At 62.7% G+C, this 26205-nt stretch carries 16 protein-coding genes and 1 pseudogene; all 17 read right to left on the reverse strand.

Annotated elements, in window-relative coordinates; genetic code table 11:
* Window positions 1-15 precede the first annotated feature (15 nt).
* Complete coding sequence (clpB, locus tag E4Q23_RS13440) at window positions 16-2598, reverse strand: ATP-dependent chaperone ClpB (protein WP_169067101.1); 2583 nt, start codon at window positions 2596-2598, stop codon at window positions 16-18.
* Window positions 2599-2839: 241 nt separating this feature from the next.
* Entirely contained in the window at window positions 2840-3304 is a 465-nt protein-coding gene (gene moaE, locus E4Q23_RS13445) for a molybdopterin synthase catalytic subunit MoaE (RefSeq protein WP_169067138.1), read from the reverse strand.
* 1 nt (window position 3305) lies between these two features.
* A complete protein-coding gene (moaD, locus tag E4Q23_RS13450) occupies window positions 3306-3557 on the reverse strand; it encodes a molybdopterin converting factor subunit 1 (protein WP_169067102.1) in 252 nt (83 codons plus the stop codon).
* Window positions 3558-3588: 31 nt separating this feature from the next.
* Window positions 3589-4794, reverse strand: a complete 1206-nt coding sequence (gene glp / locus E4Q23_RS13455) for a gephyrin-like molybdotransferase Glp (RefSeq protein WP_169067103.1) — start codon at window positions 4792-4794, stop codon at window positions 3589-3591.
* A 323-nt stretch (window positions 4795-5117) separates the two neighbouring features.
* Window positions 5118-5618, reverse strand: a pseudogene (mobB, locus tag E4Q23_RS23910) (molybdopterin-guanine dinucleotide biosynthesis protein B); the annotation flags it as partial.
* Window positions 5615-6994 carry a tubulin--tyrosine ligase family protein gene (locus E4Q23_RS13465; protein WP_248595440.1) on the reverse strand — a complete coding sequence of 460 codons (1380 nt, stop codon included), beginning with the start codon at window positions 6992-6994 and terminating at the stop codon, window positions 5615-5617. The pseudogene mobB and the gene E4Q23_RS13465, both read right to left, overlap by 4 nt.
* A gap of 5 nt (window positions 6995-6999) precedes the next feature.
* A complete protein-coding gene (locus E4Q23_RS13470; protein WP_169067105.1) occupies window positions 7000-8946 on the reverse strand; it encodes an ATP-dependent DNA helicase in 1947 nt (648 codons plus the stop codon).
* Between the two features lie 89 nt (window positions 8947-9035).
* A complete protein-coding gene (locus E4Q23_RS13475) occupies window positions 9036-9896 on the reverse strand; it encodes a S1C family serine protease (protein WP_169067106.1) in 861 nt (286 codons plus the stop codon).
* Window positions 9897-10052: 156 nt separating this feature from the next.
* Window positions 10053-10982 carry a transglycosylase SLT domain-containing protein gene (locus tag E4Q23_RS13480; protein ID WP_248595443.1) on the reverse strand — a complete coding sequence of 310 codons (930 nt, stop codon included), beginning with the start codon at window positions 10980-10982 and terminating at the stop codon, window positions 10053-10055.
* The gene (locus E4Q23_RS13485; RefSeq protein WP_169067107.1) at window positions 10982-12040 is read right to left on the reverse strand and encodes an SDR family oxidoreductase; all 1059 of its coding nucleotides are present in this window, start codon (window positions 12038-12040) and stop codon (window positions 10982-10984) included. The genes E4Q23_RS13480 and E4Q23_RS13485 overlap by 1 nt, the downstream gene beginning before the upstream one ends.
* Window positions 12040-13320 (reverse strand): nucleotide sugar dehydrogenase, encoded by a 1281-nt coding sequence (locus E4Q23_RS13490; RefSeq protein ID WP_169067108.1) that lies wholly within the window; start codon window positions 13318-13320, stop codon window positions 12040-12042. The genes E4Q23_RS13485 and E4Q23_RS13490 overlap by 1 nt, the downstream gene beginning before the upstream one ends.
* A 45-nt stretch (window positions 13321-13365) precedes the next feature.
* The gene (gene prsT / locus E4Q23_RS13495; RefSeq protein WP_169067109.1) at window positions 13366-16164 is read right to left on the reverse strand and encodes an XrtA/PEP-CTERM system TPR-repeat protein PrsT; all 2799 of its coding nucleotides are present in this window, start codon (window positions 16162-16164) and stop codon (window positions 13366-13368) included.
* A gap of 37 nt (window positions 16165-16201) precedes the next feature.
* The gene (prsR, locus tag E4Q23_RS13500) at window positions 16202-17560 is read right to left on the reverse strand and encodes a PEP-CTERM-box response regulator transcription factor (protein ID WP_169067110.1); all 1359 of its coding nucleotides are present in this window, start codon (window positions 17558-17560) and stop codon (window positions 16202-16204) included.
* The gene (prsK, locus tag E4Q23_RS13505; RefSeq protein ID WP_169067111.1) at window positions 17557-19671 is read right to left on the reverse strand and encodes an XrtA/PEP-CTERM system histidine kinase PrsK; all 2115 of its coding nucleotides are present in this window, start codon (window positions 19669-19671) and stop codon (window positions 17557-17559) included. Before prsK ends, prsR begins: the two co-directional genes overlap by 4 nt.
* Before the next feature lie 61 nt (window positions 19672-19732).
* Complete coding sequence (locus E4Q23_RS13510) at window positions 19733-21115, reverse strand: TIGR03013 family XrtA/PEP-CTERM system glycosyltransferase (protein ID WP_169067112.1); 1383 nt, start codon at window positions 21113-21115, stop codon at window positions 19733-19735.
* A 299-nt stretch (window positions 21116-21414) separates the two neighbouring features.
* Window positions 21415-23418 carry a hypothetical protein gene (locus E4Q23_RS13515; protein WP_169067113.1) on the reverse strand — a complete coding sequence of 668 codons (2004 nt, stop codon included), beginning with the start codon at window positions 23416-23418 and terminating at the stop codon, window positions 21415-21417.
* A 126-nt stretch (window positions 23419-23544) separates the two neighbouring features.
* Entirely contained in the window at window positions 23545-26148 is a 2604-nt protein-coding gene (locus E4Q23_RS13520) for a TRAP transporter permease (RefSeq protein WP_169067114.1), read from the reverse strand.
* Between the last annotated feature and the right edge of the window lie 57 nt (window positions 26149-26205).

The following is a 26205-nucleotide window of genomic DNA, read 5'->3' on the forward strand; positions in this document are numbered from 1 at the left end:
GGCCATGCCTGTATCTTAGACCTTGTCGAAGCGCATGATGCCGTTTTCGCAATACGCACGGATCGTATCGCCGGCGACGAAACGCCCTTCGAGAATCGACTTGGCGAGCGAGTCCTCGAGTTGCGACTGGATCGCGCGCTTCAGCGGACGCGCGCCAAAGACCGGATCGAAGCCGGCGGCGGCGATCTCCGACAGCGCGCTGTCGTCCACCTGCAGGCGCAGTTCGAGCAGCGCCAGGCGCTTTTCGAGATAGGCGAGCTGGATAGCGGCGATCGACTTGATATGCTGCTCGTCGAGCGCGTGGAAGACGACGACTTCGTCGATGCGATTGATGAACTCGGGCCGGAAATAGGACTTCACTTCGCCCATCACCGCCAGCTTGATTACCTGGTAGTCATCCCCGGCCATCTGCTGGATCATCTGGCTGCCGAGGTTCGAAGTCATGACCACCACGGTGTTCTTGAAGTCGACCGTTCGGCCATGGCCATCGGTCATGCGGCCGTCGTCGAGGACCTGCAGCAGGACATTGAAGACGTCCGGGTGCGCTTTCTCGACTTCATCGAGCAGAATCACCGAATAGGGCTTGCGCCGTACCGCTTCGGTCAGGTAGCCGCCCTCCTCGTAGCCGACATAGCCCGGCGGCGCGCCGATCAACCGTGACACCGAGTGTTTTTCCATGAACTCGCTCATGTCGATGCGAATCAGGTGCTCGTCGGAATCGAAGAGGAAGCCGGCCAGCGCCTTGCACAGCTCCGTCTTGCCGACCCCGGTCGGGCCGAGGAAGAGGAAGGATCCATAGGGACGGTTGGGATCGGCCAGGCCTGCACGCGAACGGCGGATGGCGTTGGCCACCAGGCGCACCGCCTCGTCCTGACCAACGACCCGCTTGTGCAGACGCTCTTCCATGAGGAGCAGCTTCTCGCGTTCCCCCTGCATCATTTTTGACACTGGAATGCCGGTGGCGCGGGAAACCACCTCGGCGATCTCCTCGGTACCGACTTCGGTACGCAGGAGCTTGTTGTGCTGGGCAGCGCCATCCGTGGATTTCTCGGCAACCAGCAATTGCGCCTCGAGCTCGCGCAGGCGGCCATACTCGATCTCGGCAACCTGCTCCCACTTGCTCTCGCGCTTCAGACCCGCCAGCTCAAGTTTCAGCCTGTCGATTTCTTCCTTGATGTGCGCGCTGCCCTGCACCTGCGCTTTTTCGGCCTTCCAGACTTCATCGAGGTCGTTGTACTCGCGCTCGAGCTTGCGCAGTTCCTCCTCGATCAGCTGCATGCGCTTCTTCGATGCTTCGTCGCGTTCCTTGCGCACCGCCTCACGCTCGATCTTGAGCTGGATCATGCGCCGGTCGAGCTTGTCCATGACCTCCGGTTTGGAGTCGATTTCCATCCTGATCCGCGCAGCCGCCTCGTCGATCAGATCGATCGCCTTGTCCGGCAGGAAGCGGTCGGTGATGTAGCGATGCGACAGCTCGGCCGCAGCGACAATCGCCGGATCGGTGATATCGACGCCGTGGTGTAACTCGTATCTGTCGCGCAGGCCACGCAGAATGGCGATGGTCGACTCGACGCTCGGCTCGTCGACCAGAACTTTCTGGAAGCGGCGCTCGAGCGCAGCGTCCTTCTCGACGTACTTGCGGTATTCGTCGAGCGTCGTCGCGCCGACGCAATGCAGTTCGCCGCGCGCCAGCGCCGGCTTCAGCATATTGCCCGCGTCGATCGCACCCTCGGCCTTGCCGGCGCCGACCATGGTGTGCAGTTCGTCGATAAAGACGATGATCTGGCCTTCTTCCTGGGCGATTTCCTTGAGCACGGCCTTCAGGCGTTCCTCGAACTCGCCGCGGTACTTGGCACCGGCCAGCAGAGCGGCCATGTCGAGGCTGAGCACCTTCTTGCCCTTGAGTGTCTCCGGAACCTCCTCATTGACGATCCGCTGCGCCAGGCCTTCGACGATCGCCGTCTTGCCGACGCCTGGCTCGCCGATCAGGACCGGGTTGTTCTTGGTGCGTCGCTGGAGAATCTGGATCGCGCGGCGAATCTCGTCGTCGCGGCCGATCACTGGATCGAGCTTGCCTTGACGGGCGCGTTCGGTGAGATCGATGCAGTACTTGGCCAGCGACTGGCGCTGCCCTTCGACGTCCTGACTATCGACACCCTGGCCGCCGCGCACCGAGGTCACTGCCTGTTCGAGGGATTTCTTGACCAGCCCGTGCTGCTTGGCCAGGCGAGCACACTCCCCCTTGTCATCGCACAGCGCGAGCAGGAGCATCTCCGAAGCAATGAACTGGTCGCCGCGTTTCTGCGCCTCCTTGTCGGCGACATTGAGCAGATTGCCGAGATCGCGACCGATCTGTACCTCACCGCCGTGCCCTTCTACTTTCGGCAGGCGACTGATCGCGTGCACGAGCGCCGCTTTCAGCGACGCCACATTGACGCCGGCGCGCGCCAGCAAGGGCGATGTCGCGCCGTCGTCCTGCTGCAACAGGGCCAGCAACAGGTGCTGTGGCTCGATCAGCTGGTTGTCGTGGCCGACCGCCAGACTCTGGGCATCGGCCAGCGCCTGCTGGAACTTGGTCGTCAGTTTGTCGAAACGCATGCCGCACTCCTTCGGAGGTTTATGTTCATGCGCTACAAGTGGGGGCATGCCGGGCTAAGTCAACGCCAAGACTGACTCGATGGCTTATTTCTTGCACGCGTTGCACGACTGTCAGGCTTGCTGAACCGCTCGTCGGGAGTGCGGTATGCAGCGGAAAACAGCGAGAGGATGAAACTGGATTGCCGCGTCGGCTGCGCCTCCTCGCAATGACGGCGGGTGAGGAACGCTGCGCGCTGCTCAGTCAGGCGGTGCCTGGCTCCTGCCAGCGTTCGGCCGCCTGGTCATCGGCGTCGCGGGCGTCTACCCAGCGCGCGCCGCTCGGTGTGACTTCGCGCTTCCAGAACGGTGCGCGCGTCTTGAGATAGTCCATGATGAACTCGCAGGCGGCAAAGGCTTCGCCGCGATGCCCGCCAGCCACCGCAACCAGGACGATCTGATCGCTCGGCAAGAGGCGACCGACGCGGTGAATCACCAGCGCATCGATAATCGCCCAGCGCCGGCAGGCCTCTTCGACGATCTCGCCAAGCGCTTTCTCGGTCATCCCCGGATAGTGCTCGAGGCTCATCTCGGAAACGCCGGCCCCGTCGTTGTTAGCGCGCACCAGGCCGACAAAGGAGGCCACGGCACCGATCTGCGGATTCCCCTGGCGCAGGGCAGCCAGCTCAACGCCGACGTCGAAATCGGCTTCCTGAACGCGGACGCGCAACTCAGCCACCGGTCACCGGCGGGAAGAAAGCAACCTCATCACCCGCCTGCACGGGCGAGTCGAGCCGTGCCATCTGCTGATTGACCGCATAGCGCAGGTTCCGCAGCGTCAGCAAGCTTTCCCAGGCGCCGCCGCGGGCGGCCAACAAGTCGCGCAAAGCCGCGACATCGCTCACCCCGGCCGGCAGCTCAAGTTCCTCGCTGCCCTGTCCAAGTCGCTCGCGCAGCCCGGCAAAGTAGAGAATTTTCAGCATGCTCGCCCTCTCCCCAGCCGCCTTGATTGGCTCAGCCGAGCAGTTCGGAAAACGGCAGGAAGCGCACCATCTCACCCCGTCGTATCGCCTGCTGCGGCGGGTTATCCACCAGGCCGTCGCCCCACACCGCCGAAGTCAGCACGCCCGAGCCCTGGTTGGCAAAGAGCGCCACCCCGCCATCGGCATTGATCCTGGCGCGCAGGAACTCGCGGCGCGCGTCGGGCCGTGGCCAGTCGCCGTCGGCACGCAGCCAGAAACTCAGCGGCTCCGTGCGGCGCACACCCTGCATCCGGAGCAGGAAGGGGCGCACCAGCATCAGAAAGGTAACGAAGCTGGACACCGGGTTTCCCGGCAGGCCGATGAAAGCCACCTCACGCCCAGGCGCGGCGATCTGACCGAAGGCCAGTGGCTTGCCCGGCTTGATGGCGATTTTCCACATCTCGAGCCGCCCTTCGGCTTCGACGGCGGCCTTGACGTGGTCCTCCTCGCCGACGGAAACGCCGCCCGAGGTGAGAATCAGATCGCTGTCCTGCGCCGCAGCACGCAAGGCCTGGCGTGTCGCGGCAAGATCGTCGGGCACTTGCCCATGGTCGCGCAGCTCGCAGCCCAGACGCTCCAGCAGAGCGCTCAACAAGAAACGATTGGCGTTGTAGATCGCCCCTGCCTGCAGCGCCTCGCCAGGCATGCGCAGTTCGTCGCCGGTAAAAAAGACGGCGACCCGCAAACGCCGCAAGACAGGCAAGGAAGCAATCCCCACCGACGCCGCCAGCGCGGTGTCCTGGGGCCGCAGGCGCTGCCCGGCGGCGAGTATCTCGCTGCCGGCGGCGATGTCGCTGCCGGCACGGCGGATGTGCTCGCCCACTTCCGGCCGATGATTGATCGTCACTTCCCCGGTCGCGTGTTCGCAAAGCTCCTGCATCACCACCGCGTCGGCGCCGGCCGGGATCGCTGCGCCGGTGAAAATCCGGGCGGCCGTTCCCGGTTGCAGCGGAGTACCGACGCTGCCGGCCGGGATACGCTGCGCCACCGGCAGACGCGCCGGCACGCTGCGAACATCGGCGACGGCGACGGCATAGCCGTCCATGGCCGAATTGTCGAGCGGCGGCGCATCGATCGGCGCCCGCTGCAGCTGCGCCAGCACGCGCCCGGCGGCGGCCAGTGTCGGCACGGAACTCGTTTCGGAAACAGCGCAGGCTTCCACCAGCAGCTGTGACAGCGCCTGATCAAAGGTCAGCATCGCGGGTTTCCCTCAGTGAAATGGACCTTAGGCGATTGCCGGAAAAGAACGTACCAGATTGTGCCGGATTTTCGGTCGGCTTCAAGGCGCGACAACAGGCGCATAGTCGAACTATGTAACTGTTGTCGCAACACAGAAGACGGGCGAAAAGACAAGCAAGATGGTATGTTCTTTGACAGAAATCGTCTTAGTGGAAGGGAACTCAGTTGAAGCGTCATGCCAGTCGAGATACTCCAGATCATGAAAGTCATGACCGTCCCCCTCTTCCCCCGGCCCTTCTCCCGCAAGGAGAAGGGAGGTTCGTGAGTCGCGTGCGCGACTTTTAGATTGAGGGTGTCGAAAATATAGCGGACGATGGCCGCGGTATCGTTCAAGTCCAGCGCCATCAGAGTGGCGGGAAAGTCCTTCGGCAGGGGCTCGTCGGAGGCCACGGCGACGATTTGGCGACGCTCCGGCCACAGCGGCGGCTTGCCGTTGGCCGGCCGGTAGACTTCCAGCGTCGGCACGACCTCGTCCTTGAAGCCCTCGACAAGCACCAGATCACAGGGCGAAAAACGGGCCAGATAGTCGGCCAATGACGGCTCGGGAGCGCCGCGCAACTCGTTCATCAGCACCCAGCGCGAAGCGCTTGCCAGCAGCACTTCGCCAGCCCCCGCCTGGCGGTGGCGAAAAGAGTCCTTGCCTGGACGATCGATATCGAAATTGTGGTGCGTATGCTTGATCACCGAGACCCGCAGGTCCTGCGCGATGATCGCCGGCAGCAGTTTCTCGAGCAGCGTCGTCTTGCCGGAACCGGAATAGCCGGCGACCCCGAAAACTTTCATCGACAGCCGCCTGAAGAATCCTGACAGGACACCGGCAGCACCGCCGCAAAGCCACCACCCGGCGTTCGGAAATTGGTCGTCTGACCCCGGTAGAGCCGCGCCGAGAGCAGTTGCACCTCGCCCCGGTAGACGTAGTTGCGCAGGTCCAGTTTGAAGTCCTGCCCGACGCCATCGACCAGCAGATGGCGCTCGGAGGGTACGACCAGTGCCTGGGCGACGTAGCCGCCACGCGCGATCTCGGCGAAGACGCGGCGGGTGATCTTGTCGCCACGGTAGGCCGCCTTGCTGCCAAAACCGGCTGCCGGCTTGAAGAACCACTGCTTGCGACTGTTCCAGAAGGTATCCGCCGCGGCCGGCAGCACTTCCTCGGTGCGCGGAATGTTGCTCGCCAGAAGCCGCCGATCCTGCTCGCCGACGCCAATCTGCGCCAGCCACTGCTGGTCACCGAGAGCCACCAGATTGCGCTTGTCGGCGTAGAGCGCGTGCATCTGCGGATGCGGAGTGAGTACCACCGCGTCGGCCACATAGGCGGCACGCAGGGCCGCATGCTGCGGCTCGGCGAGGGCGAAGTCGGTGAGCCGGTTGTAAACCAGGTCGACCGTCTCGCCACGACAAGTCAGGCGCTCGCCGTCGAATGCCAGCTCATCCGGGTCGGCCACCATCGCCGCAATGCCATGCGTTTCGAACAACTCGCGGAAGAGTTCAAACTCGGGCGCCAGAAACTGCTCGCCGGGCCGGCTATCGACAATCGCGATGCGCGTCAGCGGCTGCTCTTGAGTTTGTCCCTGGGCCACCCGCGCCAGCTGCGCGAGGCGCCACTCGTCGCGAAACATACGTACGAAAGCGGCCTCTAGCGCACGCGGCGCGGGCATCATTTTCGCCACCGGCGTGCAGCAAGCGCGCTGGGCGCGCAACAGGCGGGCGTTGAGCAACGCCCCGCCGGCATTCGAATTGATCTCGATCAGCTGCGGACCCTGCGGCCCGAGGTGGAAATCGTAACCCAGGAAAACGCCGGCGGCAGCAGGCGAATGGCGGGCGATTGCCGGGGCGTAGGCCAGCACCCGCTGGCGATACGCCGGCAGCACCAGCACCCGCTCCAGGGCGGCGATGGTCTGCGCCATGCGCAACAGATGCACTTCGCTGACAAAGACGACGCTGTCCGAAAAGAGGTGTGGCCGCGTCGCCAGGAGCTCGGCGTGTGAGACGCGTCCCTGGCCTTCTTCGAGTGCCTGCTTCAGCGACGGGTGATCGACGGAAACACAGGCGCAGCCGCGATTGAGCCACTCGGCTGCGGCGGCGCAGTCGGCCGGCATCAGTTCGGCAAGTGCCGGCGGCAGGGCTTCGGCCCTCTCGCCGCGAGCGGCCGTATCAATCATCGCCGTCATCCACGCCCCGGCGCGTTTGGCGCTGCGAAGAAAGCCAGCGCCTCCTCGACATCGCGACTGCGCTTCATCGGTGGCAGGCTGCGCCAGATGCGCTTGCCGTAGGGTTTGCTGATCAGCCGCGGGTCACAGATCATCAACACCCCGCGGTCACTCTCGTCACGAATCAGACGCCCGGCGCCCTGCTTGACATTGATCACCGTGCGCGGCAATTGATACTCCATGAAGGCATTGCGACCGGCGCTCCGCATGCGCTCGATACGCGCCGAGAGCACCGGATCGTCAGGGGGCGCGAAGGGCAGCTTGTCGATGACCACCAGCGACAAGGCTTCGCCGCGCACATCGACGCCTTCCCAGAAACTCTGGCTGGCGATCAGGATGGCGTTGCCAAGGCGGCGAAAACGTTCGAGCAGCTCATTCTTGCTGCGCTCACCCTGTAGCAGCAAGGGCAAATCGAGGCCGGCCCGCTCGAGCGCTTCGCCGAGCAGTTCGTGCGTGCGGCGCATCGCGCGCAGCGAGGTGCACAAAAAGAAGGCGCGGCCGTGGCTGGCCTTGAGCAAGGGAAAAGCAGCCTTCACCACCGCTTCGGTGTAGCCCTGGCTGTTCGGTTCGGGAAGTCCTTTCGGCACGTACAGCAAGGCCTGATTGGGATAGTCGAAAGGGCTCTCCCAACGCGCCGAGCTGGCGTCGACAAGCCCCATCTCGGCGCAGTAGTGGCCGAAATCCTCCTGCACGGCGAGCGTCGCCGAGGTGAAAATCCAGGCCCGTGGATGACCGCTCATCTGCTTCTGCATGATCTCGGCGATCACCAACGGCGTCGCGTTGAGCTGCAGGCTGTGGGTATGCGTCTCCCCCCAGCGCACGAAGTCGGCATTCGCACCGTTCTGCCAATTACGTAGGCGCAGGAGCAAGTCGCCGGCACGTCGCCAACAGCTGTCGAGGCCCTCCGAGCGCTGTGCCTGCGTTTCCAGCAAGCCGGCCAGCGCTTCAAGCTCGCTGAGCACGCTGCTGACGCCGCTCGCGAACCCCTCCCTTCCCTCGAGTTGCAAAAGCGCGAAACGCGCCGGCTCGACCGGTAGCGTCAGGCGCAGATCGCGCACGGCTTTTTCGAGGCTGGCACACAGCTTCGGCAGGTCTAGGCAATCGCGCGCCGACGCCAGCGCGGCGATCTGGGTATCGCGAAGCAGCTCGCCGAGCTGCGCCGTCGACACGCTCTCGCCGAAAAACAGGCTGGCGACTTCCGGTAATTGATGCGCTTCGTCGAAAATCACCGCGTTGCACGCTGGCAGCAGTTCAGCCGTCCCTTCGTCGCGCAACATCACGTCGGCAAAGAACAGGTGATGATTGACCACTACCAGATCGGCGGCCAGCGCTTCGCGGCGTGCCGCCAGAACAAAGCACTCCTTGTGCTGCGGGCAGTCCTGGCCGAGGCAGTTATCGCGCGTCGAGGTGACCATGCCCCACACCGAGGCGTTCTCCGGCACGTCGGCGCAATCGGCCTTGTCGCCAGTGCGCGTCTGCTTGGCGAAACGCGCGATATGTCGCGCGTAGGCGGCATCGTCGCGGGAAAGGAAACGACCGTCGGCCAGCGCGCGCTCGAGATGATAGTGACAGAGGTAGTTGGCGCGGCCCTTGAGCAGCGCCACCCGAACCGGCGCCTTGAGCACCTGGCGGATAGTCGGAATGTCGCGCGAGAAGAGCTGATCCTGCAGGTTCTTGGTGCCGGTCGAAACGATCACCTTACCACCCGAGAGCAGCGCCGGAACCAGATAGGCATACGTCTTGCCCGTGCCGGTGCCCGCTTCGGCGATCAGCACGCTGTTGTCGGCCATCGCGGCGGCAATGCGCTCGGCCAGTTCGAGCTGCTGAGTGCGCAGCCGATAGCCGGGAACACCGCTGGCCAGCGGGCCATTGGCAGAGAAAACTTCGGAAAGCAAGGCGGTCATGCGCGGATCATCGAAAGCAGCGCTGCATGCTACCAGAAGCTGGCACCCGCAGAGCGAATACTGAATACTGCTTCCTGACCACTCCCCGACTACAGATTCGCGTCGCGCATCAAGTCGCTCAGGTACTCAGAGGGAATGGCAAAGCTGATCCCGGATGGTTTGCTCAGCGTCGATTCCTTGCTCTCCTTGACGAAGACCATGTTGATGATCCCGACCACTTCGCCACGGCTCACCTCGTAGAGAGGGCCGCCGCTGTTGCCGGGATAGGCCGTAGCGTCGAGCTGGTAAATGTCGAAGCTGCCACTCCGCAAGCGGGCAATGACTTTGGCATTGAGATTGCGGGCGTTCGAGCTGGGCAGAACGATCGGTGTGATCGACGCAATGATGCCCCGGTGGGTCACCGGCGACAGTCCGAGCACGGCACCAATCGGAAAGCCGGTAAACGCCACGGACTGCCCCTCGCGCACCCGCGCGGAGTCGTGCACCGTCAGCGCCGGCATGCTCGGGCCGTCAACCCGCAGCAGAGCGAGATCGTGAGCGTGGTCGACCGCCACCGAGGTGGCTTCGCGCCGCTGCAGTGACGAGCCCGCCGGACGCGCCATGATCACCAGGCGCTCGCCTGCCGCCTCGTTGATCTTGTCCGGCAGGACGTGCGAATTGGTCGCGATATGACGGCCGTCGCCAACGACGAAACCGGTTCCACGCATCACGAACTGCGGGCTGCGCGTCAGCTGATAGGTGCCGACAACGACGATCGAAGGTTTTACGCGATCGATCACGTCGGGCAGGTCCGCCGCCACCGGCGCGGCGACGAGCAGCAAGCCGGCCAGCGACCCGGCACGGCAGCCGCGCAACAAGGGCGCCAGCGCCTGGCCTGCACGCTGCGGACTGCCCGGCAAGCTGCCGTAGCCCTTGCTCAGGAAAGAATGAATTCGGGACCAGAAGCTCATCTTGTTCCTTTGGCGAACATCAATCGCAGGGTGACGGAGGAAGTGATTCGGCTGACGGTCACGAGCTGTCGAGCTACCCGAGATCGTGAAAGTCATGACCGCCCCCCCACCACTTTCAGTGCGCAGCTTTTCGCCGCTACTTGGCGCGCCGCTTTCCTAGCTGCCCTGGGTCAGGCGGATCAGCGACAACGCTGGCGAAGGTGTCGTCACTCGGGCGTCGTAAGGATGCGCCTCGCGCTGAAAAAGGCCAATGATGCGCTTCACGTAGCCGCGCGTCTCGGCGTACGGAGGTACGCCGCGGTAACGATTGACCGCCCCCTCGCCGGCATTGTAGGCCGCCGCAACGAGGCTGACGTCGCCTTCAAAATAGGCCAGCAACCAGCGCAGATAGGCGAGACCGCCACGCAGGTTCTGCTCCGGATCGAAGGGTTGCTTGACGTTGAAGCGCGCCGAGGTATCGGGAATCAGCTGCATCAGGCCCTGTGCATTTTTGTTGGAGAGCGCCTGCGAATTGAAGTTGGACTCGGTACGGATCACGGCCAGGGCCAGGCGCGGACTGACGCCATACTCGGGCGCCAGCTGCCTGACCAGACCGAAAACGACTTCCTGAGCTTCGCTGCGGGCGACCAGGACATCACGGCCGTCGTCGGCAAGAACCGTCGGAAGCATACATTCGGGCAGCTTCGGACCGGGCTCTCCGACGAAACGCAACATCTTCTGCGACTGTGCATGCCCCTGCTTTGCCGCCAGCCCAAAAAAGTACGCTGCGCGCGTATCATCGCGCTCGACCCCGCGGCCATTGGCGTACATCCAGCCGAGATTGAACTGCGCCTCTGCGTCGCCGAGCAGCGCCGCTTGACAATACAGTCGCGCCGCTCGCAGCGGGTCTTTGGGCACCCCTTCACCGTGCTCGTAACTCAGCGCCTCGCTACGCATCGCCAGCCGCTGTGCGCTATCGGCCTTAGCTGCCTTATCTGCCGTCTCCGCCGCGGTCGCGGTCGCTGCCACGGCGAGCGCCAGCAGCGCGCAGGCGAAGGCCATGGCGCCACGGCGCAGCAGCGAAGAGAGGACAGCGAGGGCTTGCATCACGTGCCGCCTCCCGGCCGTGCGAAACGTGACACATACCACGGCATCGCCACTTGCACCCCCGCCAGCAGCGAGTGACTGGGCGAATAGCCGAGCAAGCGCCTGGCTTTGCCGATATCGGCCTGAGAATGGCGCACGTCGCCGGCTCTAAAATCCGTGTACACCGCTTGCACCTGGCGTACGTCTGGGCGAATGTCGGCAAGCGCATCGCGGAGGATTTCGAAGAGCCGATTCAGCGTCGTGCGATCATCGACGGCGACGTTATAGACCTGATTGAGGGCCGCCGGATCGTCGCTCATCGCGGCCAGCAGATTGGCCTGCACGGCGTTGTCCACGAAACAGAAATCGCGGCTGGTCTCCCCGTCACCATTGATCGTCACCAGTTCACCAAGCAGTAGGGCACGCGCCCAGCGGGGAATGACCGCTGCGTAGGCACCCTCCGGATCCTGGCGCGCACCGAAGACGTTGAAATAGCGCAGACCGACTGACGGGATACCGTAGCAGCGCCCGAAGACCTCCGCGTAGAGCTCATTGACCAACTTGGTGACCGCATACGGCGACAGCGGCCGCCCGATCGTGTCTTCCACTTTGGGCAGCGCCTGATGATCACCATAGGTCGAACTCGAGGCGGCATAGACAAAGCGCTTGACGCCCGCGTCGCGAGCGGCAACCAGCATGTTGAGAAAGCCGTCGATGTTGGTAGCGTTGGTGGCCTGCGGATTGGCCAGCGAGCGTGGGACCGAACCCAGCGCCGCCTGATGAAGAACATAGTCAACACCGCTGCATGCCTCGCGGCAGGCGTCGGAATCACAGATGTCGGCTTCGATGAAACGATGACCTTGCCACTGCTCGGGCGTAAGCAGCGACCGCACTTCATCGATGTTGCGACGATACCCGGTCGCAAAGTTATCGAGACCAACGACCGTCTGCCCGAGCCGAAGCAATGTCTCGACCAGGTGCGAGCCAATGAAACCAGCGCTACCGGTCACCAGCCAGCGCGCCGGCTGGGCCAGCAGGCGCTGCTCAAGTGCTGCCAGGGTGGTCGGTGAAGCAGACATCACAGGCGCCACACGGTCACCCCGTGGGCAACCAGTTCCGCCGCGCTGAACATGCTCTTGACATCCGTCAGGACACCACCTTTCTGCAGCTTGCCGGCAATCTCGGCCAGTGGCCGCTGCTTGAACTCGCGGTGCGCGACGGCAGCGACAATCGCCGCTGCTTTGGGCAATTGCTCCCAGGGCGTCAACTCGACACCGTACTCGTGACGCGCTTCATCGGCATCGGCAACCGGTTCGTGCACCAGCACCTGTGCCCCGTAGGACTCGAGCTCGCGGATGACATCAATGACGTGCGAGTTTCTCAGATCCGGGCAGTCCTCCTTGAAGGTCAGGCCCAGAACAATGATCGGCGCACCCTTGACCGGCAGGCCGTTGCGAATCATGTGCTTGATCGTCTGCTCGGCAATGAACTTGCCCATGCCGTCGTTGATGCGCCGCCCGGCGTTGATCACCTGCGGGTGATAACCGAGCATCTCGGCCTTATGCGTCAGGTAATAGGGATCGACACCGATACAGTGGCCGCCGACCAGACCAGGACGGAAAGGCAGGAAGTTCCACTTGCTGCCGGCCGCTTCAAGCACTTCCAGGGTATCGATGCCGACGCGATCGAAAATGATCGCCAGCTCGTTCATCAGGGCAATATTGAGATCGCGCTGGGTATTCTCGATGACCTTGGCAGCCTCGGCCACCTTGATGCTGGAGGCCGGAAAGACGCCCGCCGTGATGATTTCCGAATAGACCGCGGTGACCCGTTCAAGGGTTTCCGGCGTGTCGCCGGAAACTACCTTGACGATTTTCGTGAGCGTCCGCTCCTTGTCGCCGGGGTTGATCCGCTCGGGCGAATAGCCAACGAAGAAGTCTTCTTTCCACTTCATTCCGGAGAACTTCTCGATGATCGGAATGCAGACTTCCTCGGTCGCGCCGGGGTAGACGGTCGACTCGAAGACGACCGTCGCACCGCGCTTCAGGTTCCTGCCGACCGCTTCGGAAGAGCCGATCAAGGGCCCGAAATCCGGCCGATGGGCATCGTCCACCGGCGTCGGCACGGCGACAATCACGAAATCCGCATCCGCCAATGCCGCCGGATCGGTTCCCACTTCCAGGTGCGAAGCGGCCTTGAGATCGGCGGTGCTGACCTCGCCGGTCGGGTCAAAGTGCTGCCGATAATGGGCAATCTTGCTGACTGAGAGGTCGAAACCGATGGTTCGCCTCTTCTTGCCAAACTCGACGGCCAGCGGCAAACCCACATAACCCAAACCAACCACAGCAACAGTAGTCATTTACTTTTTGTCCTCTCGCTATTATTCATTGGCAAACGTTTGTGCTCAGAGCCCCTTGAGCAACGCAGTGACTTCGGCCTGCGCCGCAAATTTGTCGCCCAACTTGGCAAGCTCGTCAAGTTCGCTCCGGGCTTCGGTTTTCTGTCCGGTCTTGATCAGCGCCTTGGCATAGTTGAGACGAATCATGGCCTGCTGCGGGGCCAGTGCCACCGCCTCCTTGAGCAGCGCCAGCCCACGTGCCTGGTTACCCTGGTCACCCTGATCTACCAGCAAGACACCGAGAGTATCCATTACGGCGGGCTGGTTTGGTGCCAACTTGTTGGCTTTCTCGGCATATTCGATGGCTTTCGGATCCTTCAACTGACCTGCCACCCAGGCGAAGTTGTTGAGTAGCGCGGCGTTATCCGGCTGCGCCTCAAGCAAGGGCCGATAGAGCTTGGCCGCTGCGGCAAAGTCCTTGCGCGCGGTCGCACTCTCGGCCTGGTAAAGGCTGAAGCGGGCATCCTTGGGGTGATCCTTCAGCCAGGTCTGAGCAAAGCGGTCGGCTTCGGCAACATTGCCACTCACGGACAAGGTCGCGTACAGTTTGATGGCTAACTCGGTCGCCGCAGGGACCTGTTTGAGCCCGGCACGGTAGGCGGTTACAGCATCGGACCAGGAGCGCTTGGTGGCATGGAGATCGCCCTCGAAAACGTAGCCGACCGCCTCCTTTGGACGCTGCTTCTGGACTGCCCGTGCGACGGCGACCGCTTCCGTCACGCGACCGGCATCAAGTTCGAGCATGATGATTCCGCGCTGTGCATCGAGCGAATCGGGCATGACCTTCAACGCCTTGTGCAGGCTCTGCAAAGCCGCCTCCTTGTTCTTTGCCGCGACTTCGACCTCGGCCATGCGTAGATAGGGCAAGGGGAGATCGGGCTTGAGCGTAGCCAGCTTGCCGTAGGTGGCCAGCGCCTGGTTATACTCTCCGGCTGCCTGCTGGGCACGCCCGGCAGCGTCCAGAATCGCGGCCTCGTCCGGCATGGCTGCGACCGCTTCCTGGGCCGCGGAAAGCGCGCTTTTGGTGTCGTTCTTGCCAAGATACAGGCCGATCAACGCCAGCCGCGGAGTCGGCTCGCTCGGGTTGGCGGTCACCGCCCGGTTGATCAGGACGGCCACTTCCTCGGTCGTACCGCCTTCCTTGGCGCGTAGCTGGGCGAGCGCCAGGAGAGCCTGCATGCTCTTCGGATCGTTGGCCAGCAGGGTCTCGAAACGCTGCCTGGCGTCGGCAGGCTTTTTCTCGACGATATCCAGATTGGCCAGGTTGGCCGCCGCCGGATAATAGGTCGGGCTCAAAGCCAGTGCCTTCTCGAAACTCGCCCGCGCGCCAGAGAGATCGCGCTTGCCGAGTAGCGCCGTGCCGCGCAAATTATGCACCAGCGGGTCATCGGCCTGCTTCTTCTCCAGGCTGGCGACGGCCTGCAGCGCCGCGTCGAATTCACGACGCTGCAGGTGGGCGGCAATCAGCGCCAGGTCGGCGCGGTTGCCGGGGTCGGCGGCGGCGACCTTCTCGAGGTCGCGTAAAGCCACCTCGCTTTCACCTTTCGCCAGACTGACCATCGCCAGAGAGGTTCGCTTGCCAGCGTTCTGCGGGTCAAGGGCGGCAGCCTTCGCAAAGTACTCGCCCCCTTTCTCGATATCGCCGTTCTGAATGTAGACCTGGCCGGCCAGCGCCAGCATGTTCGAATCGTTTTCGATCTTGTCGAGCACCGGCGTGAGCACACTCAGCGCTTTGCCAGGCTGCGAGCTACGCAGGTAGCTAGCAATCAGGACGCGCCGTGCAATACCAAGCTCAGACGTGTTCGGAAGCGCCTTGAGCAGGTAGCTCTCGGCCTGCGGATAGGCCTTCAGCTCATATTCGATAAGGCCCGCCAGCTGCAAGCCAAGGGGGTTGTCCGGCGTACGCTTCAACAGCTCCAGAATGAATTCTCTGGCCGCCGGAAAGTCTTTCGTCTGGTAGGCCAGCAAGGCCTCCAGATAGATCGTCTGCGGCTGACCCGGAGCGATGCCCTTCATCACCGCCAATTGTTGGGCAGCCTCATCGAGCTTGCCCTCCGCCAGGAGTTGCCGGATGACCGCCGCATGCGCCGGCAGGTAGGTCGGACGCAATTCCATTGTCTTCCGATACGCCAGCATCGCAGCGGCTGCATCACCCTGGTTGGACAAGAGATCTCCCTTCAGCTGCCAGGCGTCATAGAGTTCCGGCGATGTCGCGATGGCCGCATCAACCAGCGCCATCGCCGCCGGCAGATCACCCTGGCTTGCTTTCAGCCTGGCCTGGCCGAGCAATGCCGGGGGGTAGCCCGCTTGCGCGGCCACGGCAGCCGCAAAAGCGGCCTCGGCCTGCGCCGGCTTGTTCTGCATCAGGTAAGCCATCGCCAGCGAAGTCTGCAGGTCGGCCTTGGCCTGCGCCGTGGACAGTTCGGCGCTGGCCATTTCGCTAGTCACTTTGTCCGCCTGCCCCAGCGCCAGCAAGCTGCGCGCGAGTAGCGGCGTCACCTCGTCGGCAGGGTATTTGTAGCCCTGCGCCTTGCGCAGCTCAACCTCGGCGCCGGTCGCATCACCGGCCTCAAGCAGCGCCTTGCCCAGCAGAAAACGCGCTTCGGCCAGATCCGGTTTTTGCTGCAAAGCATTCTTCAGCTGGATGGTGGCCGCCTTGGGGTCGTTCTTGGCGAGGTACTGCTTGGCCGATGCGAGCATGGCTTCCGGCTTCTCGCCTCCACAGCCGACCAGAAGGAGAGCGGCCAGCAAACCGGAGACGGCCACTTTGCGCAGCCGCTGCATTGATGAGTGACGGGTATTCATAGGTATCCCCATGGAGTAGTTAAAATTGACAACAAGGCTACTTGAGTCCAAATCGATGCATCAAGTCGTAAAGTGTCGGGCGGCTGACGCCGAGCAGTTCCGCGGCTTTGACCACGTTGCCGTCGGCCCGCGCCATGGCGGCGATGATGACCCGCCTTTCGGCGTCGTCGCGTGCCTGACGCAGGTCCAGCGGCACCGCATCCGGCGACTCTACACCGGACAAGCCGATATCGTCGGCGGTGATTTGATTGCCTTCGGCCATGATCACCGCGCGCTTGATGCAATTTTCGAGTTCGCGCACGTTGCCCGGCCAGAGGTGTGCTTCGATTGCCCGCACAGCATCTTCGCGCATGGTCATCGCGCCACGATTCTGCTCCTCGGCAAAGCGCCTGACAAAGGCATGCGCCAGTAAGGCGGGGTCACCGGAACGATCGCGCAGGGGAGGAATATTTACCACGATTTCAGCAAGGCGATAGTACAAATCCTCCCGAAACCCCCCTCCGGTGATCAGGGACTTGAGATTCTGGTGCGTCGCGCAGACGATGCGCACATTGACCGGAATCTCCTGGCGCCCGCCGATCCTCTCGACCACACGCTCCTGCAGGAAACGCAGCAGCTTGGCCTGCAGCGAATGCGGCAGGTCGCCAATCTCGTCGAGCATCAGGGTGCCGTTGTTGGCCGTCTCGATCTTGCCCGGCGTCATTCGCGCCGCGCCGGTAAAAGCACCCTTCTCATAACCAAAGAGCTCGCTTTCCAGCAAGTTCTCCGGAATCGCCGCGCAATTGATGGCCACGAAGCGCTCAGCGCGCCGCGCCGAGGACTCATGTACCGCACGCGCCAGGATCTCCTTGCCGGTACCGCTTTCGCCGAGTAGCAAGACCGTCGCATCGCTGACCGACACCCGTTCAATGGTGCGGCAAACACGCAGCAGCGCCGGGTCGCGAGTGAGCAGGCCGGACAGCACATCGGGCTGCTGCATCGACTGCAGTCGTTTGTTTTCCCGTTGTAGTTCATGCAGGCGGTAAGCGCGATCGACCGTCAAACCGAGCATCTCGATCTCGAAAGGCTTGGCGAAGAAGTCGTACGCGCCGAGGGCGATCGCCCGCAGAGCATTGCTGCGATCATTTTGACCGGTCAGAACGATAACCTTGGTGTCCGGCGCCAGGGTCAGGATTTCTTCGAGCAGTTTGAATCCCTCGGAGACGGAATCGGCGTCGGGCGGCAAGCCGAGGTCCATGGTCACCACCGGTGGCTGGAAACGGCGGATCTGTGCCAGCGCACTCTCGCGGTCGTCAGCGGTCAGGGTCTCGTACTGGTCGAAAGCCCAGCGCATCTGTTTCTGTAGCGCTCGATCGTCTTCGACGATGAGCAGATTAGGTAGCTTTTCGGAACTCATTCGGACTCCTCCGGTAAATCAGCGGAGTTCTTTGTCGAGCCCGCATCAAACAATGGCAACAACAGGGCCACCTTTGTACCGACATCGACAGCGCTATCGACCGACAGCTTGCCGCCCAATTCATGCACGTACTGGAAACTCTCGTAAGCACCAATCCCCATTCCCGTTGGCTTGGTAGTCTGAAAAGGCTTGAACAAGCGCTCGCGAACGAACTCCGGACTCATTCCGTGGCCGCTATCGCCGACCTCGACCAGGGCATTGCTCTCCTGCCGAGCCAAGCGGATCCACACCCGCCCACCGTGTTCTGTGGCCTCCAGCGCGTTCTGCACAAGATGACCAATGACGCGCTCGATGCGGTCTTCGTGGCCGCGAGCCACCAGTTTCTCCTCGATGTTCAATTCCACCTCACGTCCCAGGCCAGTCTTGGCAGTCTGGATGCGGCGCACCACGTCAGCCAGATCGATGCCGCGTGGACCGTCAAGTGGAGTTGCGCCCTCGCGTAGTTGCAACATCAACTGGCGCATGCGCTCAACCGAGTTTTCGACGGTCATCAGCATGTCTTTCTGGAACTCGGGGTTGTCGCGGTGGCGTTCAGCGTTCTTGATCATCAACGACAACTGCGCGACGATGTTCTTCAGGTCATGGACGACAAAAGCCGACATGCGGTTGAAGGAGTCGAACTTGCGCACTTCGAGCAGCGCTTCGCTGGCCTGCATCTGGCCAAGAAAGGCACCCGCCTGCCGAGCAGCGGTTTTCAGCAGGTCGTTGACCTCCCAGTTGACGTCGATCCGGGCCCGCGCGGTGGCCAGCACGACAAAGGCAATCAGCTCGTTGCCGGTGGTCAGGGGCACCACCAGCCATGCGTTCGGCACTTCGACCAGCCACGGTGGCAGGACGAGGCCATCATAACGCCGCGGCAGAGAGCGATATTCCTCGAGGTTGATCACCCAACCACTGTCGAGCAAAAAACGGCACAAGGGACTGCCATCATCCTCGGTGGCCGCCGACAGCGGCATGTTCCAGCACGCGGCTTGAGCGAAAAAGCGGCCCGACGGCTCCTTCAACCACAGCGCACCGCCGGGACTCTCGACCATGTCGGCCAGACCGCGCACGGCATGCCGTCCCATCCCCGAGAAGCCATCCTGCGAGGAAAGCGTCTGCGTGAAACGCAACCATTCCTCACGGTAGTCATAGCGGTAGCTAAAGAAGTGCTTGCCCACCTGGACCCGCAAACTCGCCCGCATGGAGCCCGAAAAGGTCAAGGCAACGAGAACCAGCAGGGCCGCAAAGAGCAGCGCCAACTGCAGAGCCCGCCCCCATTCGCCGCCGAACAAACGCACGTAGTAGCCGGCGGAAGCCATGAACAACAGATAGATACCGACAATAACCAGCGTTGCTGACTGCATGGCTGCGCGCTGCGACATCACCAGGCGGCGCTTCCAGTCGTGGCTGCGGATCGCTGACAAAGCGACCAGCGGCAAGCTTACCGCATGCGCGAAACCGCGGATGCTGAAAGCGTCGGAGTCGATCCGGTTGAACAGCAGCGCATCGGAGTAGAGGTACAGATCGAACAGGAAGGTACCGCCGAGCCCCAGACATAGCGGTTTGATACTCCAGCGAAAATCGGGCGAGACGTTGCGGAACAACTGCTCCAGCAGCACCAGACCGAAGACGCTCATCGCCAGCGATGAAAACAGGGAAAGACGCTGTGCCGGTAGCGCCAGGTCAATTCCCGTGGCCACCAGTAACTGCGAGCCGAAACCAAAGGCAAGGAGCAGCAAGGCGATGCCCCCCAACCAGCCAAAGCGCGCGCTCGCCGGCGCACCGTCAGCCGACTCCGGTTTCATCAGCAGGATCAGAAACAGATACCAGCCGCCGAAGCGCAAGGAATCGGCGACCATACTGGCGGCGAGGAAAAGCACGTTTTGGGTCAGCGCAAAAGCCATCCCCAGCAGTCCCCACAGGGCACACAGACTGACCGCCAGGAACATCGCGCGACTACGACCTCCGACCTTCCAGCCAGACGCCAGATAGAGCGCCAGAAAGGCCGCCAGCAGTCCGGTCAGCCCGTAACTCCAGCTAGAAATAATCGCCATATCATTGTCCATCATGATCGACAAAGCTCCCCAATTCGCACCCCTCCGCCCTCGGCCATGATCATCGCCAGAAAGCTCACTGAGCACCCTTGCCGGTCAACACCACGCCGACCGTCTGAAAGAGAATCACGATATCGAGGAACAGGCTGTGATTCTTGACGTAGAACAAATCGTACTGCAGCTTCTGAATTGAATCGTCGACCGTCGAACCGTAGTGATAACTGACCTGCGCCCAACCGGTCACCCCGGGCTTGACACTGTGGCGTACGGCGTAGAAGGGGATATCGCGCGTCAGCTGATCGACGAAATACGGGCGCTCGGGGCGTGGGCCGACCAGGCTCATGTCGCCGGTCAGCACACTGTACAGTTGCGGCAACTCGTCAATGCGGACCTTGCGGATGAACCTGCCGACACGGGTCACACGATCATCGTTGGCAGTCGCCCAGCGGGGTTGGCCATCGCTTTCCGCGTCCTTGCGCATACTGCGAAACTTGATGACATTGAACAAGCGGCCGTCGAGACCTACCCGCTCCTGCCGGTAAAAGACTGAAAACCCATCTTCGAGAACAATCAGCAACATGGTCAGCAGCATCACCGGTGCGGCGAGCAGCAAAAGGACCGCCGCGGCGATGATGTCGAACAGGCGCTTGACGCTGCTACGCCGCCAGCTCTGCCGAAACCCGTCGCCGAAGATCAGCCAGCTGACGCGCAACGAATCGATCCTGATCTGCCCGAGAGCACGTTCGAAGTAGCTCGCCAAGTCGAGGACCTTGACGCCGGACAGCTTGCAGTCAAGGAGTTCGCGCAGGGGAAGCGCCCCACCACGACGCTCGCGCACGGCAACAATGATCTCGTCCACCTTCAGCGCATGAGCGGTATCCGACAGCGACATGTCACGCGACAGGAGAACCTGCGCCGGGACAACGATGTCGACGTCGGTCGGACTGGGATAGAAACCAACGATTTCGATATCCGGATCCGACTTGCGCAACACGCGGCCGACATTTTCCGCCTCGTCGCCAGCGCCAAAAACCAGCACCCGGTGGCTGAGCAGCATGCCGGTCCGGCTGTGCGCCGAATGGACGCGGTGCAGCAGGGTCGCGAAAAGTGCCGCCAGGCCAGACAAGAGCATGAAGCCGCGATCGACCTCGGCCACCGACAGCAGGGAAAACACCACATAGGCCAATGGAATCGCCAGGTACAAGGACAGCACCGCACGCGCCCGCGTCTCTGCCCGAGTTCGGCTATGAACCCGCTGATAGATACCCAGCCAGGCGTTGAAGGCTATGCTCATCAACGCAAAAATCAGGGCATAGAAAGCGACCTTCTCAAGGGCGATCTCGCCGCCACGACCGACCCAAATGGCAACCAGGATCACGCAGATCACCGGGAACATCAGATCGATCGCCACCCGGGCAATGGTCGCCCGATAAAACCAATGATTGAAGACCTTGATCACGATAGCCCCCTTGCAAGCACGAATCCGACAAATTCTCGTTGATAACTGACCTGCCGAGCACCGCTCTGAGAGGCGGCAAGCTCGGCGAATCTCACGAAACAAAGGTTATCAGCGGGTCGCCGGCAAGACCGTGACGGAATCCACAAGCGGGAGGCAATACCCTGCGAAACATACCCTGCAACTCCCTGCGAATATCAAACCTGCACTTTCACAAAGCGCAGCAACCGTCTGATATGTTTAATTGTTATCCATTATTGTCGCGCAAACACAGCCAAGTAATCGACAAGCTGCGGCGTCTGTCAGGGCTCCTGAACGGGGGCAGGCGGTGCTGCACGAGGGTCGGCAACAACGGCGTGCCCGTTCAGGAACAGGGCAGAGCATAGCAGCAAGAAGAACAGGAAGGCAGCCCGCGGCATGTCCAGGAGGCTGGAAAAAACGCCGATCCCCATGAAGGCAGTCAATGCGGCCAGCAAATAGGGGGCAAAGTCATGCCTGCGCCCCGGACCGCGAAGCAGATTGACCCAGGCCAGGGCGAGCAGGGCGAGCAGCAGCAGCAGGCCGATGACCCCCTGGTCAATCAGCATTTCGAGGAACAGGTTGTCGATGTGCCAAGGCACGAAGTAGTGGCGACCGGCAAAGAACCAACGCGCCAGCCCGTCGGAAAAGTCGCCATTGTGCAGCAACTGCCGACCCGTGGCGTCAAAGAGGTGCAGCTTGTCGATGTCGATGGCGTCGCCCGACCCAGCCAGGAGGCGCAAGCTGAGAAAGCCGAAAGCCGGCGGCCATGCCCCAGCGGAGTCCGGCAGGGAAGCCGTGAATTGCAGCGAGAAATGGTGCCATTGGGGATCCCCGCCTGGCACGCTGACGACGCTCGAACTGCACGCAGCGTCGTAGAGCAAATGCCGCTGGCAAACAGCGACACGTAGCCTGGCTTGCTGCGGCGCGCGCAGGTCCATCATCAGCGTATAGCTCCCGTCGTGCAGCGGCAGCACGCGTTGCAGCAGTTCGAAGGCGCTGTCCCGATGGGCGCTGTGCGGCGGAGCGGAAAGCTGCAAGTAGGCGCCAGCTTCGCGCTCATCAATGACCCGCAGGCGACCCGGAATGGCGCGCTCGGCTACCGCTCGTGAATAGTTGGCGGGGAAACGACCCAGGCCCCTGCCGAGCAGGAGCTCTGATGGCGAACGCAGCAGGCCCAAGCCGGCCGACCAGTGCTGCAGGCGACTGCCCAGATCGCGCTCGCTGGCCGACAGCCGCCGGCTCATGAAATCACCGAGGCCGAAGACCGCGAGCGCTTCAAAGATCAGTACCGCCAGCAGCAAACGCCCTCCCCAGACACGCCAGGGCTCCGGCGGCGGCAACGGTGGAAGCGTCGGCTCGCTGGTCAGCAACAATGTTGGCCGTGCCCGCGACGGCCACGGCACCGACAGCCGCCAGGCCAGCAGCAGCAGGGAAAGCCCGACACCGAGATAGACGCCACGCGAGAAGCTGGTCAGGCAAGCATAGCCAACGCCCACCGCCAACAGCGCGGCGACACCCCAGCGCAAGCGATCTGGCGCACGCAACACGGCATAGACGGCAAACGGAACCGCCAGCGCAAGATAGCCGTCAAGCGCCGCGCCACCGACGTGCATTTCCCAGAACAAGGCGGTGCTGCGATAGGCAGTCGAAAAGTCGAAGAGCCCCGGATAAGCGCTGCGTTCGTAGATAATCGCCACAGTCACCAGGCCCAGTCCGGTCGCGACGCCCGCGGCAAGACGGGACGCCGCCAAGGCGGGTGAACGCGCCTGCAGGCGGTGCAGTGACGGCAAGAGGAGCAAGGCGAAAAACAAGCTCTTGCCGACGCGCAAGCTGTTCAAGGGCTCTTCGTAGCCTTGGAACCATCCTGCCAGGGAGGGACCGGCGTCGCCCAGACCGCGCAGCAGGGCCACTGCGTAGGAGACGGCTAGCGCGCCCAGCCCAAGTCGGGCCAGGCGAAAGCAGGCGTGCTCGGATCCGTCGCCGGGACCGTCATGAGATGTCCGGGCAGCCTTGACCACCAGCAGATGGGCGTGACAGCCGCTCACCGCTGCCAGCACCAGCAGGTCGAATTCCTCGATGCCAATCCAGCCCGTCCACGCAGAGAAACTGGCGACCGGCAACAGTGCCGGGAGCACGAACAGGAAGATCGACGGACGCCAGGCGACGGCGAGCCCCCAGGCGACGAAAACGACGCCGAGCATGTTCGGCCACAAGGGATGATGCACAGCGATAAACAGCGCGAGCACGCCAGCAATAGCCGCGATCGTTCCGTGCAGCCAGTTCACCGCCCGCCGCCCGAGCAGACACTCGCCACGCCAGCGTGACCGCCACTTCCGGTACCCATCCCTCCGCTCCTCCGCGCCCCCTCTCCCCCAGAAAAGCGCTGGCCATGGGCAAGCAGCGGTCGGTCGCTAACTGGCCGGCTTCAGCTCGGCAGCGGCAATCACCGCAGCGCGCCGCCGCTGGATGACGATGACCAGACCCATCAGCAGCAGAGCGGGAATGTAGAACCATTCCTTGGCCGGCCGTACCGTCGCCACTTCGAGTGCGGTGATGGTGAAACCCTGCTCGATACCGAGTTTCGCCGCACGGCTGCCAAACTTGACCCCCAGGATATCGACCTGATCACCCGAGGCCATCAGGCTCAGGCCGGCGCTGTTGAGACGCTGCAGCGCCGGTGCCTGCGCACCGAGCGGCAACAGGACGCCCTTGGAGATCTTCTTGCCATTGATGTCCTCGCCCTCGATCCAGACGCGCAGGCGGTCATCGGCGGGGGCTTGTTCGACGACCTCCATGATCTTGGTCGGCGGCAACTTGTCGTAAGGCGGATAGATGATGTCCATCCAGAAACCCGGGCGGAACAAGGTGAAGGTCACCAGCAGCAGGAGCACGGCTTCCCACCAGCGGTTGCGAGTCATGAACCAGCCCTGCGTCGCGGCGGCGAAAAGGAGATTGGCGATGATCGCCGTAGACACCGTCAGGAAGAGGTGTCCGATGCTATCGATGCCGATCAGCAACAACTGCGTATTGAAGATGAACATGAAGGGCAGGATCGCCGTTCGAATGCTGTAGCCGAAGGCCGTGACACCGACCTTGATCGGGTCGCAGCGCGCTATCCCGGCCGCGGCATACGACGCCAGGCCCACGGGCGGTGTCACGTCGGCCATCAGTCCGAAATAGAAGACGAACATGTGCACGGCGATCAGCGGCACCAGCAGACCGCTCTGCGCACCGAGTTCGACGACCACCGGCGCCATCAGCGTGGATACGACGATATAGTTGGCGGTCGTTGGCAGACCCATGCCGAGGATCAGGCAGATCACCGCGACCAGGCAGAGCATGATCATCAGGTTGCCGCCCGAGATCAGCTCGACCAGCTCGCTCATCACCAGTCCGATGCCGGTCAGCGTCACGGTACCGACGATGATGCCGGCGGCCGCCGTGGCGATACCGATGCCGATCATGTTGCGCGCGCCGGTAACCAGGCCGTCGAGCAGATCCTGAAAGCCCTGACGAATGGCCACGCCGGGATCGCCATGCTTGCGGAAGTGCGCAATGATCGGCCTTTGCGTGATCAGGATGAACATCAGGAACACCGTCGCCCAGAAGGCGGACAAGGCCGGCGAAAGTTCCTCGACCATCAGGTTCCAGATCAGCACCACCACCGGCAGCAGGAAGTGCAGACCCGATTTCAGCGTCGGGCCGGGGTCCGGCAAGTGCTCGATAGGCGCATCCGGGTCGTCCATGTGCAATTCTGGATAACGGGTACCGAACTTCAGCAGGCCGATGTAGGCCGCCATCATCACCACGCCGACAATATAGATCGAGGCATCACCGAAGACGTCCTTGAGCCAGCCAAAGCCGTAGTAAACGATGCCGGCAAGGATGACCATTCCGGAAACGGTCATCAGGAAGGAAATCATGCGCTGGCTCAAGCTGTCCTCGTGCACGTGCGGAATGCCACGGATGTCGGCCTTCATCGCTTCCAGGTGCACGATGTAGAACAGCGCGATGTAGGAGATCAGCGCCGGCAGGATGGCGTGCTTGAGCACCTGCGTGTAGGGAATGCCGACGTACTCGACCATCAGGAAAGCCGCAGCGCCCATCACCGGCGGCATGATCTGACCGTCGACCGAAGCCGCGACCTCGACGGCGGCGGCCTTGTCAGGACGATAGCCGACCCGCTTCATGAGCGGAATGGTGAAAGTTCCGGTGGTCACGACATTGGCGATCGACGACCCGGAAATCAGCCCGGTGCATGCCGAAGCAACGACTGCCGCCTTGGCCGGACCACCACGCAGGTGACCGAGCAGCGAGATGGCCGACTTGATGAAATAGTTGCCGGCACCGGCGGTTTCCAGAAGGGCGCCGAACAACACGAAGAGGAAGATGAAGCCCGATGAAACACCCAGCGCAACGCCAAAGACGCCTTCGGTGCTCAACCACAGGTGCGACATGCCCTTGCCGAGAGACGCTCCCTTGTGGGCGATAAGGTCCGGCATGTGCGGACCGAGAAAAATGTAGCCAATGAAGATCGCCGCCAGAATCACCATCGGCAGGCCCAGCGCGCGCCGTGCCGCTTCGAGCAGCAGGATTATGCCGGCGACCGAGGCGACCAGGTCGAGCGTCGTCGGCTGACCGGGTCGCGTGGACAACTCGGAGTAGAAGACGAAGAGATACGAGGCGCAGAAAACGCCGACCAGGGCCAGCACCCAGTCCACAGGCGGCACATAGGCCCGCGGTGAGCTCTTGAAGGCAGGGTAGGCGAGATAAGCGAGAAAGATGGCAAAAGCCAGATGGACCGAACGCGACTCGGTGTCATTGAGCACCAGGATGCCCAGCGAATACGGCAGCGGCGAAGCGATCCAGAGTTGGAACAGCGACCAGGCCAGGGCCGTAAACATGATCAGTTTGGCGACCGCGCCAGTCGGCTTGCGACCACCGGTGTCTGCTTCGGCAACCAGTTGTTTGAGTTGCTCGTCCGTCAGGACGGCCTCGGTTTCTTTTTCAGCCATGTGCTCAATCTCCGCAGACTTCAAAGTAAGACGGCCCCGTCGGGGCCGTCGGCGGGG

Source organism: Candidatus Accumulibacter phosphatis (assembly GCF_012939955.1).
Taxonomy (GTDB): domain Bacteria; phylum Pseudomonadota; class Gammaproteobacteria; order Burkholderiales; family Rhodocyclaceae; genus Accumulibacter; species Accumulibacter delftensis.